Source organism: Microbulbifer maximicatervae (SeqCode), assembly GCF_052467305.1.
Genome location: NZ_CP174306.1, coordinates 1,187,464 through 1,202,767 on the forward strand (window position 1 = coordinate 1,187,464; position 15,304 = coordinate 1,202,767).

At 53.5% G+C, this 15,304-nt stretch carries 11 protein-coding genes and 6 tRNA genes; 11 read left to right on the forward strand and 6 right to left on the reverse strand.

Going from position 1 to position 15,304, the window contains the following annotated elements; all coding sequences use genetic code 11:
• The first annotated feature begins 134 nt into the window (after positions 1–134).
• Entirely contained in the window at positions 135–614 is a 480-nt protein-coding gene (locus tag ACJJI4_RS05545; protein WP_444927356.1) for a GFA family protein, read from the forward strand.
• Positions 615–684: 70 nt separating this feature from the next.
• Here ACJJI4_RS05545 and ACJJI4_RS05550 read toward each other — a convergent pair.
• From ACJJI4_RS05550 to ACJJI4_RS05575, 6 genes are all read right to left on the reverse strand, one after another.
• Positions 685–761 (reverse strand) — tRNA-Asp (locus tag ACJJI4_RS05550).
• A gap of 49 nt (positions 762–810) precedes the next feature.
• Positions 811–886: transfer RNA gene (locus ACJJI4_RS05555), tRNA-Val, on the reverse strand.
• 314 nt (positions 887–1,200) lie between these two features.
• Positions 1,201–1,277: transfer RNA gene (locus ACJJI4_RS05560), tRNA-Asp, on the reverse strand.
• A gap of 48 nt (positions 1,278–1,325) precedes the next feature.
• Positions 1,326–1,401 (reverse strand) — tRNA-Val (locus ACJJI4_RS05565).
• 396 nt (positions 1,402–1,797) lie between these two features.
• Positions 1,798–1,874, reverse strand: a tRNA-Asp gene (locus ACJJI4_RS05570).
• A 48-nt stretch (positions 1,875–1,922) separates the two neighbouring features.
• Positions 1,923–1,998: transfer RNA gene (locus ACJJI4_RS05575), tRNA-Val, on the reverse strand.
• A 176-nt stretch (positions 1,999–2,174) separates the two neighbouring features.
• On the opposite strand from ACJJI4_RS05575, the gene ACJJI4_RS05580 reads away from it, so the two are divergent.
• From ACJJI4_RS05580 to ACJJI4_RS05625, 10 genes are all read left to right on the forward strand, one after another.
• Complete coding sequence (locus tag ACJJI4_RS05580) at positions 2,175–2,702, forward strand: cytochrome c-type biogenesis protein (RefSeq protein ID WP_444927357.1); 528 nt, start codon at positions 2,175–2,177, stop codon at positions 2,700–2,702.
• The gene (gene ccmI / locus ACJJI4_RS05585) at positions 2,699–3,928 is read left to right on the forward strand and encodes a c-type cytochrome biogenesis protein CcmI (RefSeq protein ID WP_444927358.1); all 1,230 of its coding nucleotides are present in this window, start codon (positions 2,699–2,701) and stop codon (positions 3,926–3,928) included. Before ACJJI4_RS05580 ends, ccmI begins: the two co-directional genes overlap by 4 nt.
• Positions 3,929–4,232: 304 nt before the next feature.
• On the forward strand, positions 4,233–7,736 hold the full coding sequence (smc, locus tag ACJJI4_RS05590; protein ID WP_444927359.1) for a chromosome segregation protein SMC: 3,504 nt from the start codon (positions 4,233–4,235) through the stop codon (positions 7,734–7,736).
• Between the two features lie 26 nt (positions 7,737–7,762).
• Entirely contained in the window at positions 7,763–8,779 is a 1,017-nt protein-coding gene (gene zipA, locus ACJJI4_RS05595) for a cell division protein ZipA (protein ID WP_444927360.1), read from the forward strand.
• A 151-nt stretch (positions 8,780–8,930) separates the two neighbouring features.
• The gene (ligA, locus tag ACJJI4_RS05600) at positions 8,931–10,982 is read left to right on the forward strand and encodes an NAD-dependent DNA ligase LigA (RefSeq protein WP_444927361.1); all 2,052 of its coding nucleotides are present in this window, start codon (positions 8,931–8,933) and stop codon (positions 10,980–10,982) included.
• Between the two features lie 177 nt (positions 10,983–11,159).
• Positions 11,160–11,594 carry a hypothetical protein gene (locus tag ACJJI4_RS05605; RefSeq protein WP_282933471.1) on the forward strand — a complete coding sequence of 145 codons (435 nt, stop codon included), beginning with the start codon at positions 11,160–11,162 and terminating at the stop codon, positions 11,592–11,594.
• Positions 11,595–11,846: 252 nt separating this feature from the next.
• Positions 11,847–12,293 carry a DUF4399 domain-containing protein gene (locus ACJJI4_RS05610; RefSeq protein WP_282933470.1) on the forward strand — a complete coding sequence of 149 codons (447 nt, stop codon included), beginning with the start codon at positions 11,847–11,849 and terminating at the stop codon, positions 12,291–12,293.
• 58 nt (positions 12,294–12,351) lie between these two features.
• Complete coding sequence (locus ACJJI4_RS05615) at positions 12,352–13,737, forward strand: class II fumarate hydratase (protein ID WP_444927362.1); 1,386 nt, start codon at positions 12,352–12,354, stop codon at positions 13,735–13,737.
• 261 nt (positions 13,738–13,998) lie between these two features.
• The gene (locus ACJJI4_RS05620) at positions 13,999–14,199 is read left to right on the forward strand and encodes a hypothetical protein (RefSeq protein WP_282933468.1); all 201 of its coding nucleotides are present in this window, start codon (positions 13,999–14,001) and stop codon (positions 14,197–14,199) included.
• 3 nt (positions 14,200–14,202) lie between these two features.
• Positions 14,203–15,273 carry an AraC family transcriptional regulator gene (locus ACJJI4_RS05625; protein ID WP_282933467.1) on the forward strand — a complete coding sequence of 357 codons (1,071 nt, stop codon included), beginning with the start codon at positions 14,203–14,205 and terminating at the stop codon, positions 15,271–15,273.
• The last annotated feature ends 31 nt before the right edge of the window (positions 15,274–15,304 follow it).

The following is a 15,304-nucleotide window of genomic DNA, read 5'->3' on the forward strand; positions in this document are numbered from 1 at the left end:
GTTGAATAAGGCGCCAAATGGCATTTACTTCACTGTGTGTCTATAGGAGTCTTGGGTAGGACTGAGATATTGTTGCTAACCTATTGCGATTTCATGGACGACTTCGAATAACAGTTTTGCGGAAGGAGAAAGGGATGAATGGGAAGTGCCTATGCGGTGGGGTTGAGTTCCAGCTGGAAGAGCCAATTCCAAACCTTTACCAATGCCATTGCTCACTCTGCCGCAAATTGAGTGGTTCCGCCTCGGATACGGCCATGTTTATTAGCCGGGATCAGTTTCGCTGGGTGCGGGGCTTAGACAGAATCTCTTCATTCCGGACTCCTACGGGCTATCGATCTGACTTTTGCAGTGGATGCGGAAGTACAGTTCCTCACTTAATGAGTAATACAACGCACTTCTGGGTACCTGCGGGATTGTTGGAGGGGGATATCGATGGGAAAGTTGTGGCCCATCTTTGCACAGAATCCAAAGCATCCTGGGATGAAATTTCTGGTGAGGCGGAGTGCTTTAACGAAATGCCGGAGCTGGAGCGATTGATGTATCTATTGCATGGCGGCGACGAAGCGATGGATGGGGAATGGGAGGAGAGCCAGGCGGCTTCAGCTGAAGTTTAAAAAAACCAAACTCTTTTCTAATTAGCGCATACAAAAAAGCCCCGCTCTTGCGAGCAGGGCTTTTTGTATATGGCGGACCGGACGGGACTCGAACCCGCGACCTCCGGCGTGACAGGCCGGCATTCTAACCAACTGAACTACCGGTCCGCATTCCTGCTTCTCTTTGGTTGCTCTTGCCGGGCAAGAGTAAGAGAAGTGGTGGGTGGTACAGGGGTCGAACCTGTGACCTACGGCTTGTAAGGCCGTCGCTCTCCCAACTGAGCTAACCACCCCGTGTCAGGAGCTGCGTATCATAATGATTTTTTTACTTAGGTCAACAACTTAGGGAAGTTTTTCTAAAAAAAATTGCGTCTGGCTTTAAGTGTGAGAAGCGGGTGTGTATTTGAAGAAATTGCTGCTCGTGTATTGGCAATACTTGGTAATAAAACAGGGTGCTACTTTCATTGCCCCGGTTTTCTATAAATTTTGTTAGTCGGTCTGCACAGTTTGTGGTGGGGAGTGGGGAGGTGGTTGTGTATTGAAAAGTGGTTTTGAATTTTTCATATACAAAAAAGCCCCGCTCTTGCGAGCAGGGCTTTTTTGTATATGGCGGACCGGACGGGACTCGAACCCGCGACCTCCGGCGTGACAGGCCGGCATTCTAACCAACTGAACTACCGGTCCGCATTCCTGCTTCTCTTGGTTGCTCTTGCCGGGCAAGAGTAAGAGAAGTGGTGGGTGGTACAGGGGTCGAACCTGTGACCTACGGCTTGTAAGGCCGTCGCTCTCCCAACTGAGCTAACCACCCCGTGTCAGGAGCTGCGTATCTTAATGATATTTTTTTTGCGGTCAACAATTTTGTTGGAAGATTTTTAAAAATTTTTTTAAGAATAAAAAACACCCAAAAGTTGTTTAAAAATTAATTAATTAGAGGATTTTTTGAGGGCTTTTTAAGTTGTTTTTATCGGTCAAAATCAGCTGCGTAGAAATTCAGAAAATAAAAATTCAGGCTGGAGAAAATTGTTGCAGGAAAATTTTGTCGGCACTGCGCTCGCACTATTTTTTTACGCTGAGATTTGGTTGTTTTTTTGTGGCTCTTTCAAATTTCCAGCGTAAGCAACTGAAAATAAAATGTTAGAAAAATGAAAAGATGTGAGGCACAAACAAAAAAGCCCCGCTCTTGCGAGCAGGGCTTTTTTGTATATGGCGGACCGGACGGGACTCGAACCCGCGACCTCCGGCGTGACAGGCCGGCATTCTAACCAACTGAACTACCGGTCCGCATTCCTGCTTCTCTTGGATGCTCTTGCCGGGCAAGAGTAAGAGAAGTGGTGGGTGGTACAGGGGTCGAACCTGTGACCTACGGCTTGTAAGGCCGTCGCTCTCCCAACTGAGCTAACCACCCCGTGTCAGGAGCTGCGTATCTTAATGATATTCTTCGTGGCGTCAACGCCTTTTTTGAATTTTTTTTTGTCTTTCAATGAGTTAACGCGCTTTTGTGTGAATTCGTGGGCGTGTCCGCCGGGGGGTGACACTGTTATAATCGCCCCAATTCCCGTTAGTTAGAGCGTGAGAAAAGCTGTGACACAGAAGACCTGGCTGGCCCAACTTGTACTGGTATTCGGTATTTTTTGCCTGTCCATCGCTGCACATGCGGTAGTTGAGACACAAAAATTGTCCTCTCCCGAGCTGGATACAAGGTATCGCGTGCTTATTGAAGAGATGCGATGCCCCAAATGTCAAAACCAGAACCTGGCAGACTCCGATGCGTCTATTTCCTCGGACTTGCGCCGTGAAATCCGCCGTTTGCTGGAGGAGGGATTTACGGATCAGGAAATCGTTGACTACATGGTGGCCCGCTATGGGGATTTTGTGCTCTACCGTCCACCTGTTCAGAAAAATACCTTGATCCTGTGGTTGGCTCCGGGAGTCTTTGCCGTTTTCGGGCTTCTGGCCTTGATTGTGATCGTGATGCGCTCAAAAAGTGGTACCGGGGCTCGCCAGGATGACGGCAGTGGGGAACTCACTGATGATGAGCGGCGTCGATTAAAGCAGTTGTTGGGAGATGGAGCTGTAGATGAAGGTAATAGCGGGAAGGAAGGTAAATGATTGATATCTGGTTTGGTATAGCCCTACTGCTACTGTTGGTAGCTTTTGTATTTCTGATTCCTGCTTTGAGAGCTGCAGGCAGACGTCGCAGCGGTAGTAGCAAGCGAGAGGCTATGGCAGCGCTCTACCGGGAGCGCAGTAAAGAACTTCGCGCTGCAGTGCAGAGCGGTGCGATGGATGAAAAGCAGTTTGCCCAGCTGGAGGCAGATCTTGCTCGGGAACTACTGGCGGCTCAGCAGGAGAGTCAATCTGGTGAAGCCAGGCAGGGTGGCGGCCGATTGCTAATCGGGCTGGCGATTTTGGTGCCTGCAATTGCAGCGGCTGCCTACGGGTTTTCCGACCGACCGTCCGAAGTAGCTTTGTATCGCGATATGGTGGCGAGCCAAGGTGGGCACACCTCTTCGGAGGAAGAGGCAAAAATCACCCGTCAGTTGCAGGAGCGGGCTAAAACTCACCCAGATGATCTTAGCAGTCGCTATATATTGGCGCAGCGGCTACTGGTGAGTGGCGATTTGGCTGGGGCGGTAGATTCCTATCGCTATGTTGTAGCCCGCGAGCCCCAGGCGGCCAATGTTCAAGCTGAGCTGGCGCAAGCGCTGTTTTTTGAAGGCGGTTCCAAGATTACCGATGAAATCCGCTCCTTGATTGAGCAGGTGTTACAGGTGCAGCCATCCAATGGCACTGTGCTGGGCCTGGCGGGTATTGCCGCTTTTGAAGATGAGGACTACCGCAAGGCTCGCCAGCATTGGCAGCTAGCACTTAGCCAGCTTCCCCCAGGATCTGCAGCAGCAGAGGCGCTTCAGGCTGGCGTTGCCAGGGCCGAAAGCGCTTTGGCAGGCAGCAGTGAGGCTGTAGCCGTGCAGGTAAAGGTAGAAACGAAAGAGAAAGGCCCGCAGATTCGAGTTCAGGTCAGTTTGGGGGAGGGAGTTGAAGCCCCAGAATCTACCCCGGTATTTATCTATGCACGCAGTGCTGCGAGCCCGATGCCTCTGGCTATCGTGCGCCTCACGGCTGGGCAGTTACCGGCAGAGGTTGTGCTGGATGAGTCCCGAGCAATGATGCCTGGAAGCTCCATCGCCACTGTCGACTCTGTGCAGTTAGTAGCGCGACTGGCCATTAAAGGAGATGCGCGTCCGGCCCCGGGAGATTGGCAGGGAATGATTAGCGAGTTGCCTAAATCCCGCTGGAGTGAAACTCAGTCAATAGCCATCGATAGTCAGCTGTAACTGGCTGTGACTGTCGAAAATGAGGTCACAGTGTAAGCTGTGGCCTCATTTTTATTTGCGGCCGGATGGCATTCTTGCGTCTAATTGGCCTCAAGCTCACATTGCCCCGATATTGATGAGTTCTATTGGGGCAAGTTGGCATTTGGTAGCGATCGTCATGTTTGACTTGACCGCTGCTTGGTCGGATTGATAATCCCGACTGAACATTACTGTGAAGAATAGCGCTGAATGCTCTGGCGACACCAAGTAAGATTGAAGGTTTGGTGTCCCGCCCGGCAGAGAAAAATATCGAGTTTATAAATACATGCGTCTGAAGTGCATCAAGCTAGCGGGCTTCAAGTCTTTTGTTGACCCTACCACTGTCTATTTTCCGACAAACCTCAACTCGGTGGTGGGTCCCAATGGCTGTGGTAAATCCAACACCATCGATGCGGTGCGCTGGGTAATGGGGGAATCCTCCGCAAAGAACCTGCGCGGCGATTCGATGACGGACGTTATCTTTAACGGCTCCAGTGGCCGCAAGCCCGTGGGGCAGGCCTCGATTGAGTTGGTATTTGATAACTCTGAGGGCAAGCTTTCTGGAGCCTATGCCTCTTTCTCGGAGATTTCCGTAAAGCGCAAGGTAACCCGGGAAGCACAGAACACCTATTACCTGAATGGCGAGAAGTGCCGCCGCCGCGATGTAACCGATCTCTTCTTGGGTACCGGCCTGGGCCCGCGCAGCTACGCCATTATTGAGCAGGGCATGATCTCCAAGTTGATCGAAGCCAAGCCCGAAGAGCTGCGCGTCTATATCGAAGAGGCCGCCGGTATCTCCAAATACAAGGAGCGCCGCCGGGACACCGAAAACCGGATGAGACGGACCTCTGAAAACCTTGAGCGCCTCACGGATATCCGCGATGAGCTGGATCGCCAGTTGTCCCGACTGGAGCGACAGTCCGCAGCAGCGGAAAAATACAGCCGATTTAAAGAGGAAGAGCGCAGTCACAAGGCCAATCTTCAGGCGCTCAAATACCGCGAACTGGATGACCAATCCAAGGCCAAGCAGCAACAAATAGGTGAGCTTGAACTCACCGTTGAAGAGCTGGTTACCCGCCAGGTCACCTGTGACACAGGCATTGAGCAAAAGCGCGTGGGGTACCACGAGCTATCTGACAGCTTTAATGAAGTCCAGGGGCGCTTCTACGCCGTCGGTGGAGATATCGCCCGCTTGGAGCAGAGCATTGCCCACGCCCGTGAGCGCTCTACTCGCCTGCATTCCGATTTGGCGCAAACCGAACAAGAATATCGAGAGGCAGAGACCAACCTCGAAGTGGATCGCGAAAAAGCGGCCCAGTTTGAGGAGGAGCTAGAGATTATTCTGCCGGACCTGGAGATGGTCTTGGCAGCAGAAGAGGAATCTGCTGCGGCACTGCTGGAATCTGAAGAACAGATGCGCAATTGGCAGAACGAGTGGGACCAGTTTAACCAGGGTGCCTCTGGCTCCCGTCAGAAAGCTGAAGTGCAACAATCCCGCATCCAACACTTGGAAACTTCTGGCCAGCGGCTGCTGGAGCGGGTCAACAAGCTATTGGCGGAGCAGTCCGGCCTCCAGGTCTCTGACGACGATGAAGAGACGCTGCAGCTGAACGAACAGATGGCCGAGCTGGAAATGCAGGCTGAAGAACGCCGCGAGGAAGCGGCAGAGCGTCGCGAGTCTCTGGACAGTCTCCGTGTGCAGGAGCGGGAGCTGGCTACCGAACTCGATCAGTTACGCTTGCAGCTGCAAACCGGACGAGGCCGTCAGGCGTCTCTGGAAGCCTTGCAACAAGCTGCTTTAGGGCAAGGCAAGGCAGTTGAGAATTGGCTGCAGCAGCAAGCCCTGGCTGACAAGCCCCGGCTCGCCGACCAGATTAAAGCCCAGCCCGGCTGGGAAACCGCAGTTGAAACTATCCTCGGCCCCCAATTGCAGGCGGTATGTGTTGAGCAGCTCGAGTCTGTGGCTGAAGGATTGGCGGCACTGGAAAGCGGTCAAGCGGTTCTGATCGATAACAGTGCTGTAAATAGCAATGCGAAGGGAGCACTTCCTTCGCTGCAGGATATGGTTCAGGGGCCAGCCTCTCTCTCCGGCATCTTGGCGGGAATTTATACCGCAGAGGATTTGACTGAGGCGCTGTCCAGGCGAGCGAGTTTGCAAGCTCATGAGTCTATTGTGACTCGCGATGGGCTCTGGCTCGGCCCCAACTGGTTGCGAGTGAATCGCGCCAGTGATGCAGAGGCCGGGGTCCTGGCGCGCAAGCAGGATCTTGAAACCCTGGGGCAGGAGCTGGCCCTATGTGAGGAGCAGATAGAGAGTATTGCCGAGCGACGCGAGTCCCTGCGCACGCAAACGGTCGATCTCGAACGCTCCATCGAACAAGCTCGCAATGAGTCCGACCAGCTCGGGCGTCGCGAGGCAGAGCTGCGCAGCCAGTTGTCCGCCCGACGGGCGCGTGCGGAGCAGATGAATGAGCGCCGTATCCGAATTGAGCAGGAAATCGATGAGGTGCGTGAGCAGCAGGAGTTGGAAGGGGAGTCCCTGTCGGAAGCTCGTCTAATGCTGCAGGAAGCTGTCGAGGCGATGAGCGATGATACCGATCGTCGCGAAACGCTAATGGCACGCCGGGAGGAATTGCGCGAAGCTTTGGATGCCGTGCGCCAGCGCGCGCGGGAGGACAAGGATCGCGCCCATGAACTGGCTATGCGCGAGCAGTCAGTGCGCACCCAGATGGTGTCTCTCGAGCGCACTTTGCAGGTGATGAGCGAGCAGCTGGAAAGGTTGCGCAGTCGTCGTCAGCAATTGCAGGAGCAAATGGAGGAGACCCAGGACCCCTCCCAGGATTTTCAGGCTGAGTTGGAAGAAAAACTCGGCGAGCGTATTGAGGTGGAAACGGAACTCGCCGATGCGCGCAAAAAGCTGGAAGAGGTTGAGACCGGCCTGCGTGAGCAGGAACAGGAGCGCCACAAAGTGGAGGCGGCTCTTCAGGGAGTGCGCGCCCAGCTTGAGCAGGAGCGTCTCGCTGCGCAGACTCTGGAAGTGCAACGAAACGGATTGGTAGAGCAGCTGCGCGAGAGCGAGCACGATATCGATCAGCTGCTCGAACAGTTGCCTGGCGATCTGACGATTAAACAGGTACAGGAAGATTTGGAATTGGTAGCCGCGCGTATCTCGCGTCTCGGGCCGATTAACCTCGCCGCTATCGATGAATACAAGCAGGAGTCTGAGCGCAAGAACTACCTGGATCGCCAGCATGGGGATCTGATGGAAGCGCTGGAGACCCTGGAAAATGCAATTAAGAAAATCGACAAGGAAACGAGAACCCGCTTCAAGGAAACTTTTGATCAGGTAAATGCGGGCCTGCAGGAACTCTTCCCGAAAGTTTTCGGTGGTGGTAATGCCTATCTGGAACTTACCGGTGAAGATCTGCTCGATACTGGTATCGCGATCATGGCCCGCCCGCCGGGCAAGCGCAACAGCACAATCCATCTGCTCTCGGGTGGAGAAAAAGCGCTGACGGCGATCGCATTGGTATTCTCGATTTTCCGTCTGAATCCAGCACCTTTCTGTATGTTGGATGAGGTGGATGCTCCCCTTGACGATGCTAACGTTGGTCGTTACGCACGAATGGTTAAAGAAATGTCAGAACACGTTCAGTTCATCTATATTACCCACAACAAGATCGCAATGGAGATGGCGGATCAGTTGCTGGGGGTTACCATGCACGAGCCGGGTGTATCCCGACTGGTGTCGGTGAATGTGGAAGAAGCAGCCGAGCTGGCTTCTGCATAAGGGCGTAAAGGGAGAGGCGCTAAAAAATGGATAACTGGCTGGTTACAATCCTGGTTGTCGTTCTGCTGGTCGTTGTGGTCGATGGCATACGCCGGGCGATCTTGCGGCAGCGCGCGGCAGTTAAGGTCTCCCGCAATCTGTCGCGGGCCATGCAATCTGAAGTAAAAAATGAAGCTGATCCGGTCTCAGAGAAGGCTGAAGAAGAGCCCCCGGTCCGCAAACCTCCAGAGACGCGGGAGCCCAAGCCCGCAAACAGCGAATTGCCCGGGCAGGCTCGCGTTGTTCAGCGCCGTCCGCTAGAGGATGCGCTACATGTGAATCGCCAGGTGCAGGAGAGCTTTATTTCCTCGCGCAAACCGCTCGCTGGCAGCAATCCCCAGAGGAGTCCGGAAGAGCAGGGTATCCTCGATTTGGAAGAGCAAGTCCCCACTCTGATGGAGTCGGTCGGTGAAGAGCAACGCTATGAGCCTGCATTAGATGAGGCTGAAAGCCTAAATGCGATGGATAGCGCTCACAGTCCTGAGCATGAAGCGGTGCATGAGGATTCTCAACCCGAGCGATCTTCTCAGTCTCCAAGCTCTGGCAGTGTTGGTGAAGGTGCCCCCACCCGTGAGGTGCTGGTGATTAATGTAATGGCGCCAGAAGGGGATTACTTCGAGGGTAATGACTTACTTCGGGTAATGGTTGCCTGTGGCATGCGCTTTGGTGAAATGAATATTTTTCACTACCATGAGCACGGCGGTGCTGATGGGGCCATTATCTTTAGTCTCGCCAATATTGTTGTGCCCGGCGTTTTCGACCTGGCCCAGATGGAAGAATTTGCCACGCCGGGTGTTAGCCTGTTCCTGACACTACCTGTGGAAGGCGAGGCGATTAAAGCTTTCGATCAACTGCTTTCCACCTCATACAAAATTGCTGAGCTGCTCGGTGGCGAATTGAAGGATGAGAATCGCAGTGTATTTACCGCGCAAACGGCGGAGCATTATCGTCAGCGGGTTGTGGAGTACCAGCGCCGAAGGACTTTAGCGATGGCGCAAAGCTAGCGCGCAATCTCTACATAATTGTTGCCATTTTTAATGCGGCCCGGGATGCCGGCTGATTTTCATTTTGGAAATTAGCCGTAAGCTCGGGCCGTATTTGCATGTAAAATCGAAATAATTTTCTAACTATTATTTTTATTCACTCGAATTGCCGATGACTCACCAAACTATTTCCCCTCAAGTGCGCGAACGTGTTCAGGAATTACATGAAATCCTCCAGCGTGCGAATCACCAATACTATGTGCTTGATGATCCCGAGTTGCCGGATATTGAGTACGACCGGCGCCTGCGCGAGTTGCAGGACCTGGAAAGTGAATATCCTCAGCTGCTAACTCCGGATTCTCCCACCCAGCGGGTCGGCGCAGAGCCGCTTTCCTCTTTTCAGGAAGTTCGCCATGAGGTGGCGATGTTGTCTTTGGATAACGCCTTTAATGATGAAGAGTTGCTGGAGTTTGACCGTAGGGTGTGTGAGCGCCTCAACAGTAAAGGGCCGGTGGAATACGCCTGTGAACCCAAGTTAGACGGTATCGCTATCAGCCTTTTGTATCGCGACGGCGTGCTTGAGCGAGCTGCAACGCGCGGCGATGGCACGACCGGTGAAGATATCACCCAGAATGTACGCACCGTGGGATCTGTACCTCTGTGTTTGCGTCAAGCAGATGGTATTGAAAAGTATCCGGGTGTATTGGAAGTGCGCGGCGAAATCTATATGCCGAAAGCGGGCTTTGCCGAATTGAATCGCAAAGCGGCCGCGGCGGGTGAGAAGCTTTTCGTAAATCCTCGAAATGCCGCTGCCGGCAGTTTGCGTCAATTGGACTCCCGCATAACAGCGCAGAGACCGCTGGAATTGTGTGTGTATGGCACTGGTCTTGTAGAGGGTGGTGAGCTGCCGGAAAAGCACGTTGAGACTTTGCAGCTGCTGGGGCATTGGGGCTTCCGTACAAATCGGGAGATGCGCGTCGCTAAGGATATTCAGGGCTGCATCGATTACTACCGGGAAATCGGCGAGAAGCGCGAGGACCTCGCTTATGATATCGACGGTATTGTTTTTAAGGTCAACAGTATTCCCCTGCAGCGCCGTCTCGGCTTTGTTGCCCGCGCACCCCGTTGGGCCATGGCCTATAAGTTTCCCGCTCAGGAGGAAATGACTGAATTATTGGATGTTGAGTTCCAGGTAGGGCGCACCGGTGCGGTCACCCCGGTTGCTCGCCTACAACCGGTGTTTGTCGGCGGCGTTACCGTTTCCAATGCAACTCTGCACAATCGAGATGAGATCGAGCGCCTCGGCGTACAGGTGGGTGATACCGTCATTATTCGCCGTGCCGGAGATGTTATCCCGCAGGTGGTTTCTGTAGTGGAGAGCAAGCGCAAGCCGGGTGGCCACGCTATTGAATTCCCCACACATTGCCCAGTATGTGGCTCGCCGGTGGAATCCACGCCCGGTGAGGCGGTGGTCCGCTGTAGCGGCGGCCTGATTTGTAGTGCCCAGCGCAAGCAGGCCATCAAGCATTTCGCTTCGCGCAAAGCGATGGACATTGATGGGCTGGGAGACAAGCTGGTAGAGCAGCTGGTAGATGAGGACTTGTTACATTCGGTGTCCGGGCTCTACCACCTCACCTTGGAGCAGGTGGCGGGACTTGAGCGAATGGGGCAAAAGTCTGCCCAGAACCTCCTCGATGCACTGGAGCGCAGTAAAGAGACCACGCTGCCTAAATTCCTTTATGCCCTGGGTATCCGGGAAGTGGGTGAGGCTACAGCGCGCAATTTGGCGCGGCACTTTGGCGAATTGAATCCGCTAATGTCGGCAGATGTCGAAGCTTTGCAGGAAGTTGAAGATGTGGGCCCAGTGGTCGCTCATTTTGTTGCTGAGTTTTTTCAGCAGCCTCATGCCCAAGAAGAGGTGGAGGCACTGCAGCAGGCGGGTGTGCATTGGCAAGCGGAAGAGAGTGACGAGCAGGATCAGCCCCTGGCAGGGGAAACCTGGGTGCTCACCGGCAAACTGGAAACCCTGTCCCGCAGTGAAGCAAAAGATTACTTACAGAGGCTGGGTGCGAAAGTCGCAGGAAGTGTTTCCGCCAAGACCGGCACTCTGGTTGCCGGGCCAGGCGCTGGCTCAAAATTGACCAAAGCGCAGGAACTGGGTATCACAGTTATGGATGAAGAGGCGCTTCTGGATATGTTGCGCGAAAGGGGCTTTGAGATTTAGTCCTGGTATTTTATGCGGGGCACCATTAGTAACTGAATAGCCGAACTTTTGAGCACTTTGCAGGTTCGTGTTTTGTTTTGTGGCTTTCTGGTCGCTTCGCCGTTAAAGTTGATGCCTTAGATCTGTTTTGCCCTGGGTACCTGATGTCCAGTGGCACTGTGGTAAGGAATGGAATTAATGCTTCAGGGCGATCAGGAATCCATCGTTTACGGATGTATCAAAGACAGCAATAGCCTCGCTGGCGGCAGCGATCGGCGCAGGGTGAACCGCAATGCTGTGCTCGCCCTGCCCAGTGCTGATGAATGGCCATTCCTGTGCCGGGATATGTTTGCTATTCCCACCATTAAAGTGAAGCAATCCCAGTATCAAACCGATGTTATCCACTTTGGCGCTTCCTATCGGGCGGTAGAGTACGAGTGGGATTTGTGGATACAGAAGTTTGAAGAGTTGCTGAAGAGTATGTATTGGGTTTCGGCAACTGTGCATTTGGAAACTGAGCTTTCCGGCGTTCACTCTTTCAGCTGGGAATCCGCTGGCCTCTATCACGAGCCGGGCAGCGGCGATATGCAGGTTCGCTGCGAGTGGACCCAAGAGGGGCGGGTGAGTATCTGATTTTTCTGGCCCGGTTGGTCCGGGCCCTCTCTTGCCTAATTGCCGCAAAGCAGATTTAAATAAGCAGCCCTGTCACAAATCCTATCTCTCTTTTTCTTTCCGCAACTATATTCCCTCATAGTCTCTGGAACTGAAACTTTGGTCTGTTAAAGTGTCTTTGCCGAACGGTACCAAGGTGCCGCGGCCGAGAAGCTGTAAAGCCAGATTATAAGAATTGGCGCGATCTGGGCGCCCTATCAGGAAGGAATACACATGATTAAATCCAGTTCTCTGCTGTTTGCCAGCGCACTGATGCTATCGCCGCTGTTACATGCGTCCGAGCACGAAAGCAAAATGGATATGAGCAGTAAGGCCCCAGCAGATGCCAAGGTCTATATTATCTCGCCGAAGGATGGAGAGAAGGTGCCCCAGACATTTACGGTGAAGTTTGGTTTGTCTGGTATGGGTGTAGCACCGGCGGGTACCAATCAAGAGAATACCGGCCACCATCATCTGCTGATTGATGTGGATGATATGCCGGATATGAGCAAGCCTTTGCCGGCGAGTAAGAACATCATTCACTTTGGTGGCGGGCAAACCGAGACTCAAGTTACCTTGCCACCCGGCAAACATACGCTACAACTGGTTCTGGGCAACTATATGCATGTGCCACATAAAGAGCCTGTGATGTCCAAGAAAATTACCGTCGTGGTCGAGTAGGGCTGCAGCGGCTAAATAACCTTCTGTCGATGCATTAAGCGCATCTGGGGAGAGTGAAATGGGTGGCGAATTCCGCACTGAAAAGGACAGCCTGGGCGAAGTTCAGGTGCCGACTGAGGCAATGTATGGTGCGCAAACCCAGCGCGCCGTGGAGAATTTTCCTGTCAGTGGTCACGGCTTGCCGGCAGAGTTTATCCGCGCCATTGTGCTGATAAAGAAATCTGCTGCGGAGGCCAACCGGGACTTGGGGTTGTTGGATAAAGCGCAGGCTGAGGCCATTATCAATGCCTGCGACAGTCTCGGTGATGAGGAGTATGCCACTCATTTTCCCGTCGATATTTACCAGACAGGTTCTGGTACCAGCTCAAATATGAATGTTAATGAGGTGCTCGCTCACCTCGCAGAAAAGCACAGTGATCAAATCATCAGTCCCAATGATCACGTGAATATGAGTCAGAGCAGTAATGACGTGGTTCCCACCGCAATCCATGTGTCAGCCCTGCTTGCAGTGCGAGACACCCTGCTGCCTGCGTTGCGCCATTTGCACACTGGCTTGTGCGACAAGTCCACGGAGCTTGAAAGTATTGTAAAAACCGGCCGCACCCATCTGATGGATGCAGTGCCTATGACAATGGCGCAGGAAGTTGGAGGCTGGGCAGCACAGATAGAAGCGTGCCGGGAGAGAATTCGCGCGGTAATGCCACGGCTTGCCCAGCTGGCTCAAGGCGGTACGGCGATTGGCACCGGACTCAATGCTCACCCGGATTTTGCCGAGCTGTTCGCGCAAAAAATCAGCGCCCACACATCTCATCAGTTTCGCCCGGCAGAGAACTTTTTTACCGCAATTTCCAGTCAGGATACGTCGGTGGAATTGTCCGGGCAGCTCAAAGTGTTGGCAGTTTCCCTGATGAAAATTGCCAATGACTTGCGCTGGATGAACAGCGGTCCCCTTGCTGGCCTCTCCGAAATCGCCCTGGAGGCCTTGCAGCCAGGGAGCAGTATTATGCCGGGCAAAGTGAACCCAGTTATTGCCGAATCAGTTACTATGGTTTGTGCCCGGGTGATGGGTAATGACACCACAGTGACCGTGGCGGGACAGAGCGGCAATTTTCAATTGAATGTTATGTTGCCTTTAGTAGGCAGTACGCTGCTGGAAAGTATTAACCTGCTCGCGAATGCATCGACCCTATTGGCTGATCGAGCTGTTGCCAGTTTCGCGGTGAATCGGGCGCATATTGAGGGAACCCTGGGCCGCAACCCCATTTTAGTGACCTCCCTTAACCCAGTGATTGGCTACCTGAAAGCGGCGGAGATTGCCAAGGCCGCCTATGCCAGCTGTAGGCCAGTGCTGGATGTTGCTGTTGAAATGACGGACCTGGATAGAGAAACGCTTGAGGAATTGTTAGACCCCGCCCATTTGGCCAAGGGTGGGCTGATTAGCTAGGGGCAAAAAAGGCGATTCCCAACAGTATTAAGGATATAATGGCGGTCAGGCACATAAGCCAGTGCAAAAGCCTTAACAGCGTGGCTCGATCCTCTGGTTCCAGCATTCTTCTGCTCATTGGTGCCTCCTGCGGCGTTGACAGGAACCGGCCAATCCCTCACGATTCGACGCCGCGTCGGTACTGGGTGCCGACAATACAATGGTAGCGCCACAAAATGTGGCAGTCTCACCTGTTTTGAAAATCAATGTATCCAGATCGTCATGGCTAAAAGAAGTCGCCGCTCCTTTATTACCAGTGTCCTCGCCTGTGTCGCCTTTGTAGTGGCGGCAGTCTACAGCTGGGACCTGCCCGTTAAGGATGTTGTCACCTATTTCATTCTTCTGTTGGTGATATTGCTTGTCATCATTGCTCTGGCGTTTGGGTGCGGGGCTTTATTGAATTGGTTGCGCAGGCGTAAATAATAGATGGCGTCAACGGAAGAGGATATTCGCATCCCTATCGCCTACCTCGAGCGACTGCTCGAAGAGGCGACCAAGCATGGGTGTGATCGCAAGGAGCTTTTAGCTTCTGTCGATATCGATGAGTCTGAATTGCAGGGCGTATCCGCATTTTCAGCAGTGAAGTACGGCCGCTTGTACCAGCGCGTGATGTGGCTGGCGCAAAATGAGTGGTTTGGCATGCTGAGTGGTGGAAGGGTCCGTTCCGGGTCTTTTCGCTTGTTGTGTCTGGCGGTGGTGAACTGTGCAACCCTCCGCCAGGCGATTACGCTCTGTGCCGAATTTATGGAAATCTGCCGAGGTTTTAAGGTGAAGCCGGTGCTCGGAGAAGGTGGCCATGGGCGCGAGCGGGTTGAAATTTGCGGGATCAGTTCGCTGGGCAAGGGCGAATTTGAGCAGCTGCTGAATAACACGAGCCCCAGTGTGGTGCGTACAACTCTAGCGGTTTGGCACAGGTTTTATTGCTGGCTGGCAGGGCGGGAGATTCCGCTGGCCAGGTTGCACTTCTCATTTGCTTGCCCGGAAGAGTTTCGCAGTCTCGCGCAAAGCGAGGCCAATGAGTTGTTATTTGAGCAACCGTTTAATGCGCTCGAATACGATACCCGCTACTTGGAATACCCTGTGGTGCAAAGCCCGCAGATGGTTGAGGACTTTATTCGCACCGCTCCTTACCACCTGGTGATCAGCGACGGCAGTGCCAATAGTATCAAGACCAAAGTGAAAACCATTTTGAACCGGGACGTGAGTGAGTCCATGCCTGCAGCAGAGGCGGTGGCGGAGAGACTCAATATGTCGGTGACCACGTTGCGCCGTCGCCTTCAGCAGGAGGGCACCTCCTACCAGAAGCTCAAAGACGAATGTCGGATGGAAGCGGCTTTCCACTACCTGAGCTGCCCGGACCTTTCCAATGGGCAGATCGCAGAGATGCTTGGGTTCGATGAATCCAGTGCTTTCTTCCGCGCCTTCAAAAAATGGACGGGAATTACGCCAGGCGAGTATCGCCGGGGTGGTCGCGCCGCAGCTGGCCTGGATATTTGACTGGGCCAGTCACCTTTTTTCATCCTCTCGC

Bases quoted from the DNA above. Each gene is read 5' to 3' on its own strand.
- ACJJI4_RS05545 (WP_444927356.1), top strand. From the start codon at position 135: ATGAATGGGAAGTGCCTATGCGGTGGGGTTGAGTTCCAGCTGGAAGAG.
- ccmI (WP_444927358.1), top strand. From the start codon at position 2,699: ATGATTGATATCTGGTTTGGTATAGCCCTACTGCTACTGTTGGTAGCT.
- smc (WP_444927359.1), top strand. From the start codon at position 4,233: ATGCGTCTGAAGTGCATCAAGCTAGCGGGCTTCAAGTCTTTTGTTGAC.
- zipA (WP_444927360.1), top strand. From the start codon at position 7,763: ATGGATAACTGGCTGGTTACAATCCTGGTTGTCGTTCTGCTGGTCGTT.
- ligA (WP_444927361.1), top strand. From the start codon at position 8,931: ATGACTCACCAAACTATTTCCCCTCAAGTGCGCGAACGTGTTCAGGAA.
- ACJJI4_RS05605 (WP_282933471.1), top strand. From the start codon at position 11,160: ATGCTTCAGGGCGATCAGGAATCCATCGTTTACGGATGTATCAAAGAC.
- ACJJI4_RS05610 (WP_282933470.1), top strand. From the start codon at position 11,847: ATGATTAAATCCAGTTCTCTGCTGTTTGCCAGCGCACTGATGCTATCG.
- ACJJI4_RS05615 (WP_444927362.1), top strand. From the start codon at position 12,352: ATGGGTGGCGAATTCCGCACTGAAAAGGACAGCCTGGGCGAAGTTCAG.
- ACJJI4_RS05620 (WP_282933468.1), top strand. From the start codon at position 13,999: ATGGCTAAAAGAAGTCGCCGCTCCTTTATTACCAGTGTCCTCGCCTGT.
- ACJJI4_RS05625 (WP_282933467.1), top strand. From the start codon at position 14,203: ATGGCGTCAACGGAAGAGGATATTCGCATCCCTATCGCCTACCTCGAG.